The organism is Paracoccus hibiscisoli (assembly GCF_005048265.1).
GTDB lineage: Bacteria > Pseudomonadota > Alphaproteobacteria > Rhodobacterales > Rhodobacteraceae > Paracoccus > Paracoccus hibiscisoli.
Genome location: NZ_SUNH01000099.1, coordinates 1 through 1,225, shown reverse-complemented (window position 1 = coordinate 1,225; position 1,225 = coordinate 1). Strand labels below are relative to the sequence as shown.

At 54.3% G+C, this 1,225-nt stretch carries 3 protein-coding genes; all 3 read right to left on the bottom strand.

The window, feature by feature from the left end; genetic code table 11:
- Positions 1–231 precede the first annotated feature (231 nt).
- The 3 genes from FA740_RS19865 to FA740_RS19495 are packed head-to-tail and all read right to left on the bottom strand — an operon-like array spanning position 232 to position 924.
- Complete coding sequence (locus FA740_RS19865) at positions 232–378, bottom strand: 3'-5' exonuclease family protein (RefSeq protein ID WP_169306394.1); 147 nt, start codon at positions 376–378, stop codon at positions 232–234.
- Positions 375–692 (bottom strand): type II toxin-antitoxin system RelE/ParE family toxin, encoded by a 318-nt coding sequence (locus FA740_RS19500; protein ID WP_136858434.1) that lies wholly within the window; start codon positions 690–692, stop codon positions 375–377. Before FA740_RS19500 ends, FA740_RS19865 begins: the two co-directional genes overlap by 4 nt.
- On the bottom strand, positions 682–924 hold the full coding sequence (locus FA740_RS19495) for a type II toxin-antitoxin system ParD family antitoxin (RefSeq protein ID WP_136858433.1): 243 nt from the start codon (positions 922–924) through the stop codon (positions 682–684). Before FA740_RS19495 ends, FA740_RS19500 begins: the two co-directional genes overlap by 11 nt.
- Positions 925–1,225: the final 301 nt, after the last annotated feature.

Below are 1,225 nucleotides of genomic sequence, written 5' to 3'. Positions count from 1 at the left end.
CAGAACAAGTCCCATATCGCTGTTCCTCGTGACCCGTTTCTGGATGGCCCAAGGGTCATCCGTCAGGGCAGAGGCGACAAATCAACTTTGCCAGTTCGCGACAATTCTATCTGGGTTTTACAATTATAATACCTATAATCTGTCTTATGTAACATTGTCGAGCAGACTACTGTCTGCTTGATCCCATGCGGGTAGATAAAGATCCAACGGTCAATTGCGGATCGTCATAGGTCACCATGTCTCGATCGCATGGTCGGGCCGCACGCAGGCGACGCCGATCTGATAGATGCTGCTGCGGTCATTGTTGGCTGTTTTAACATCAAGCGCCACAGATCGGAACGGATCCTTGGGAACGAGGGGCGAAAAGTCCAAGGTCATTCCAGCATCTCCAGTAATCTTGGCCAGTCCTGACGACCTCCGAGAATGCGCAGCACATCAAGTTGGCTACCGACGGTCCGATAGATGATCATATGAGTCCCGGACGGATGAATGCGAACAGGCGGGTTAAACTCCAGGCGCTCTCGCGCAATCCCAGGCATGACACAGAGCAGATCGAAAACAGCCGTGATCCCATCGACATACCTGTCTGCCTGCTCGGGCGACCACTCCGCCGCGCCGTGCAGCCAGATCTCTTCCATGTCGTCTTCCGCTTGGGGCGTAAGCCTGAGGCTGTAATGTCCCTCAGCTGGCATGCTTGCGGCGCATCTTCGCCTTAAAGGCTGTGGCATCGAACGGTTTAGGTTCGCCGCTTTGCAGCCCCTCCGTGATGGCAGCCTGAAGCTGCTCGATCGCATGGGTGCGTTCTTGGTCGCGCCGGATCAGATGTCGAACGTAATCACTGGCATTGCTAAAGCTGCCCCCGCGGGCGCGCTCTTCGACCCAGACCTTCATGGGATCGGGAATTGAGACGTTCATCGTCGCCATGAGAACCTCCGTCGTGTTACCGAGCAATCATGACAATCTTTGCCATAACAATCCAGCCCTGATAAGGAGGATTGAGCGTGTCTCTGAACAAATAGACGCACCTTGGCTGCTTCTCGCGCCTTCAAAAGGACCGAACCTTAGCTGCTTGATAGCTCTATGACCTCCCCTGCCCCATGTTCAAAAACGATCCAGACCGTGTGAAAACTTGCCGAGGTCTGATGGTGTGCAGGGGTTTTGGCTGGATCGGAGATTTTCCTTTAGGGGATCCGGATCAAACGCTTGATCGTGGGTTTTGGGGTCC

What these genes read in the sequence shown, in the direction of transcription:
- FA740_RS19500 (WP_136858434.1), bottom strand. Translation starts at nt 692, where the DNA reads ATGCCAGCTGAGGGACATTACAGCCTCAGGCTTACGCCCCAAGCGGAA.
- FA740_RS19865 (WP_169306394.1), bottom strand. Translation starts at nt 378, where the DNA reads ATGACCTTGGACTTTTCGCCCCTCGTTCCCAAGGATCCGTTCCGATCT.
- FA740_RS19495 (WP_136858433.1), bottom strand. Translation starts at nt 924, where the DNA reads ATGGCGACGATGAACGTCTCAATTCCCGATCCCATGAAGGTCTGGGTC.